The following is a 3,820-nucleotide window of genomic DNA, read 5'->3' as shown; positions in this document are numbered from 1 at the left end:
GTGTATCGATTCTCCTCAGGTCCTCTTCGGTAAATTCGGGAAAGTCATCGGACTTTGCTTCTGATGGGCTCCATACCCGCTGCGTACCCTGCCCACGGCCCGCAGGATTGGCACGCAACCCGTCCGCGCCCGCGGCAAAATCCTCCTCCGGGAAAACCTCGTCCCGCCTGACTGGCTCGATCGGCCTATAAACATCTTGTGAGACTTCCACCAAAAGCTTTGGACGTCGAGGCTTCTGTTGCTGAGCTTGTCTGTCTCCGGGGTAGGTGGAAGTACTGGCTCCCTCATGGCCAGTTCTAAGCCGCTTCACAATATGAGAGTCTTCGTTGAACAAAGTTTCCTTTTCGGCGGAGCTGGGGCGAAGTTCTGAGGATTGGGCAGTGTGCGAAGGTCCTACCCCGGTCTGCTCTAAAATTCTCTTCTCTCCCAGTTGCGCTTTCGGTGCGGTTGGGAGAGATGAGAATGTGCGAGCGGCCAAGCGCTGATTTAGTTCGTCGTATCCACCCCACTCGTTTCTAACCAAAATCCTATCAGACGAAATTGATTGGGGAATTTGGCCCGTCGGTTCGCCCATGGAAATCCTTTCGCCAGCAAGAAAGGTCCTACCGTTTCCGCCATCAACTAGTACGGCTGGCAAGGCAGCAGGTGGATGTGAAGCGAGACTATGTGGTAATTGACCTTCGCTCATCGTCCTCGTAAACAGTGCGCCTTTATTCCGTTCTGACCGCGCCTTGAGCAAGGCAGGCGTTTCATACCCGTTACCATCTTCCAACCGAATGAGGACGTTCATTTTGCTCCTGTTGCGATTGATGTGGGGATATTTGTCGCGATCGCGAACCATTCGATTATAGTCCTCGATCGGCCTATAAACACCTTCTGAGACTTCCACCAAAAGCTTTGGACGTTGAGGCTTCTGTTGCTGAGCTTGTCTGTCTTCGGGGTAGGTGGAAGTACTGGCTCCCTCATGGCCAGTTCTAAGCCGCTTCACAATGTGAGAGTCTTCGTTGAACAAAGTTTCCTTTTCGGCGGAGCTGTGGCGAAGCTCTGAGGATTGGGCAGTGTGCGAAGGGGATTGGGCAGTGTGCGAAGGTCCTGCCCCGGTCTGCTCTAAAATTCTCTTCTCAAAGCTTTCTGTAATATCCGCCATTATAGTAAGTCGCTGGTTTTCTAACTCCTTCAAAAAAGCCTCTTCGAAATTCACTTCTCGAAAATCTCTGGGATTACTCCGATTGGCGCTAATCAAGGCAACATCGCGCTGCAAGTTCAGCAAAAGCTTGTGCGAATAAGCTCGCAAGAAGACGCTTCGCGTAGGTTGCCTATCTAGGTCGCCGTCCTCATTCAGCGCTTCCATAACCTTTGTCCAATAGGTCCGCACCGGTACGCGTGCAGAATCTGGATGCTGGGCAAATGCTCTGCTGTTCTCAACTCTATTCCAAACGTCTTTAATCCATTGTCTTTGGTTCACGTCCATGGGCCGGTTGCGGGCAATCATCAGCGCTCTCATCGCGCCCGGTTTATGCCGCCAGTTCGAGCGACCATGGCTGTCCACGATTTGTTCATTTTCGAAAACTGTTGAACCATCTCGGCGGACAACGGAAATCTGATCAAAAAGCTTATGCCTTTCAACCTCAAAAGCCACGCGCGGCCATAGCGAGTAATAGTGCTCATGTGTCTCCGCATCCGGCAATACGGTAGACGCAACAAAACGACTTGCCAAGGCTTTATCAAAGCGGTCATGGATTGCCGTAAAACTAGTCGTTCTATCCGTGGCGATGATGTTGAGCTCTGTTCTGTAGCCACTTGAGCGAGCCCGCTCAAGCAACCTGCTGTAGTGCTTGGGTGGAAAGCATGACTTTAAGATTATGTTTACACGGTTGCTTATGCTGCGGTTGGCGAGTTGATCACACCATTCTGCGACCGCGGACCGATCTGTTCCCGCCAGCGAATGGGAGCCTTCTAAAAGGGCCGCGTTATTGCCCGGAATATAGGTGTTGAGGTCGTCCGCGATGATGACTTGGGTAGCTTGTCCGGCAAATTGACTTCTGATTTGCCGGATCATCGTGCTCTTGCCTGCACCCGTCTGACCGCTTACCACCGTGAAGGTCGGATTGTCGACAGGAGGTCCATTTGCGCCGATCGCGGGGATAATTTCGGCGTCAAAAATCTCCTGTGCAGACCATGACGGCAATCCTTCCCGCATTCCGTCCTCAGGCTTCACGCCCGCCCGCCCTTTCGAACTTCGTAAGCCATGGATCGATGACGGTCTTGACGAAGTCGTCTATCTCCTCGGCCAATCTTGCCGCGTCAATGGCATTCCCGCTTAAGAGATTTAGCCTGCCCGAATATTGCAAGCGCTGTCTGTTCGCTTTTTCACACAACGACGAGGATTCGCTGAAGCGTTCGGGACCACTGTACTTAAAGGTGATCAGTCTTGGGGTGAGCGTTCCGAGCCAATCGTGCGTGTCATTGACGATCTCAAATGCTCGCTTGTCCCGGTAGCGCCCTGTAAGCCCGAGAACGCTACCCAGACGAACATCCAAACGGGGAGTCATATGCCGCCCTCCTTGTGGAATTTGCTAAAAGCATACTACGCAGTAAGAGCATCCTTTGCCTACGCTTTTCTTGTTACAATTGAAAATAGAGAGAACTATGATGGCATAGTTCGACGGTCGGCATAAACGGCGAAGATGAACAACGTCGATCCGCTGGCCTGGCTCACCCGAACCCTCGAGCGCAGCGCCAACGGGTGGCCGAGCAGCGAAATCGACGCACTCATGCCGTGAAACTACGCCGGCTGAACGGTCTCAGCTTGTCGCTTACGATCCAGATGAAGTGCAAAGCCCTTGCGTGGTCGCGGCGGACGTTTGCCATTCCGACGCTCGCGGCCCTTGTTGACCTGTGCCTTATATTGCTGCTCGTCGTCGGTGCTTGGGGAGCCGAGCTTTTTCGACCGCCGGCCGAAGCAGGCGCGATCGAAGGCCTTCAGGATCTGCGTCAGCCGATGCGCTCATCAGCATCGGCGTTTCGTGCCTTGAGATCAGCGACCTCGCTCTCCAGGGCATCGGCCCACGCCGCCCGATCGGCTCTGGCAAGCTTTCTTGCGGGTTGCCCGAAACGACGCTCGGACGCGGCCGTGGTTGAAGGCGCTTCTCGCCAGAAAACCATTCAAGGTTGCAGCTGTCGTGCAGGCCAACAAGACGGCGCGGATCATCTGGGCGCTTCTGAACCAGGGCGGGATCGACCGGCGTGCCGCTCCATTGGCGATTACCGCGGCCGCTGTCTGATGGACGCAATGACGTGATCTGACCGGCGCAGGCTGGCAGACGGCAAGGTGAAATAACAGGCGATGAACCCATGCGACGAAATCCCGAAACGGTGAAGCTGCTGCCCCCAATGCGCTCAAGCGCGTAAACTCGGTTCAGCTCGTCGTCGCGGATCTCAGCAAGGCCGGCGGCCATGTTCCGCGCGCAAAGGCCGGACATATGCCCGCACCGTGCCAATATATGAAATCGACTGAAAGTGAGCGTCACGAGCACCCCATCTTGCCTGAGGGCTATGCACTGGGGCGTTGTTGCGTGGATCACCCGGCGACTGATATAGAGCGGTGGTTCTCACTCTCCGGATCTGGATTTTGACGATGCCGCACAAGTTCAATGCCGATCGGCGGGACAAGATTGCCAAGCAGAAATATCAGGTGACGAATTGGCCGGCATATAATGGGCGGATTCAACCGGTCGTCGCAACACCCTCGATCATATCTGTTTTGAGCAACTGGTCGAGAGCCTCTGCAGGCGTGCGCCATTCCAGCGTCTTGCGGGGC

Annotated in this window: 2 protein-coding genes and 2 pseudogenes; 1 reads left to right on the top strand and 3 read right to left on the bottom strand. The window is 54.7% G+C overall.

Annotation, left to right across the window (positions count from 1 at the left end; all coding sequences use genetic code 11):
• A partial coding sequence (locus NKI17_RS36600) for a zeta toxin family protein (protein WP_352907919.1) occupies positions 1 to 2,218 on the bottom strand: 2,218 nt, incomplete at its 3' end.
• Entirely contained in the window at positions 2,208 to 2,552 is a 345-nt protein-coding gene (locus NKI17_RS36595; protein WP_352873790.1) for a hypothetical protein, read from the bottom strand. The genes NKI17_RS36600 and NKI17_RS36595, both read right to left, overlap by 11 nt.
• Before the next feature lie 126 nt (positions 2,553 to 2,678).
• Here NKI17_RS36595 and NKI17_RS36590 point away from each other — a divergent pair.
• Positions 2,679 to 2,783 (top strand): annotated as a pseudogene (locus tag NKI17_RS36590) (transposase domain-containing protein); the annotation flags it as partial.
• Positions 2,784 to 2,818: 35 nt separating this feature from the next.
• Here the strand turns inward: NKI17_RS36590 and NKI17_RS36585 are convergent.
• Positions 2,819 to 3,102 (bottom strand): annotated as a pseudogene (locus NKI17_RS36585) (IS66 family transposase); the annotation flags it as partial.
• Positions 3,103 to 3,820 lie beyond the last annotated feature (718 nt).

It is taken from the genome of Mesorhizobium sp. M0816, from assembly GCF_040320005.1.
Lineage (GTDB): Bacteria > Pseudomonadota > Alphaproteobacteria > Rhizobiales > Rhizobiaceae > Mesorhizobium.
This window is presented reverse-complemented; position numbering and strand designations above follow the sequence as displayed.